Here is a 786-nt window from a genome sequence, read left to right on the forward strand (position 1 = left end):
GTCGCTCATTGTCTGCCTCCTGTTTGATATGGTTGTCAGCCACCAATTTGTTGCGCTCTTTGATGGCGCGGTTGGTATTACCTTTTTCGGTCGTGATGCCTCGGCGCTCCATGGCCGTCGCCTCTACTCCCATTTTAATGGTGGGCTGCTGATCAAGCCCCTGATCCTTGTAACTGCGCGCATCCATCAGCGGTAGATGATATTCGGCCAATACCTTATTGGCGGTATCTACCCACATCTCACGAATACGCTTAATCTCCTGCATCGATGACGGCAGATCATGCGCCTTACGTTTTTTATTAGACCACTCAAACGGGGTCTTAAGCTTTGGATCAAATGCCAAGGTTTTATTGGGTCCAATGGTAGGCGCTCGAGTAGTGACTAAAATATGTGCGTGAAAATTACGGGGATCAGGGTTTTCCTCACCCTCACGCAAATACTTAGAGCTTGGCGGTACATTAGGATCAAAAGGCAATTTCATCACCGGACGATGGATACACACATCCGCAATCACATCCATATCGTCGCAAAGCTTTTGGGCAAAGTTGATAGCCAATGAATGGCGCTCTTCCTCAGACAACTCATGAGGCAAATTAATCAGCCACTCACGCGCTACCCGACTGTCCGAACGGGTCTCTGCCGCTTCAGCGGTATTCCAAAGCGTCTCCCGATCCACACTCACACCTAGCGCTTTTAATGAAAACGGCAAAACGATATCGCTACTCATCACCCCAGACTTTTTACTATAGTCATGGGTCTTGCCATATTTGGCATCATCAAGCACAT

The 786-nt window shown here is 48.5% G+C and carries 1 protein-coding gene; it reads right to left on the reverse strand.

Going from position 1 to position 786, the window contains the following annotated elements:
• The coding region (locus tag EI162_RS14375) for a MobA/MobL family protein (protein WP_192524973.1) at positions 1-786 on the reverse strand (786 nt) is incomplete at both ends.

It is taken from the genome of Psychrobacter sp. FME6, assembly GCF_014861365.1.
Taxonomy (GTDB): Bacteria; Pseudomonadota; Gammaproteobacteria; order Pseudomonadales; family Moraxellaceae; genus Psychrobacter.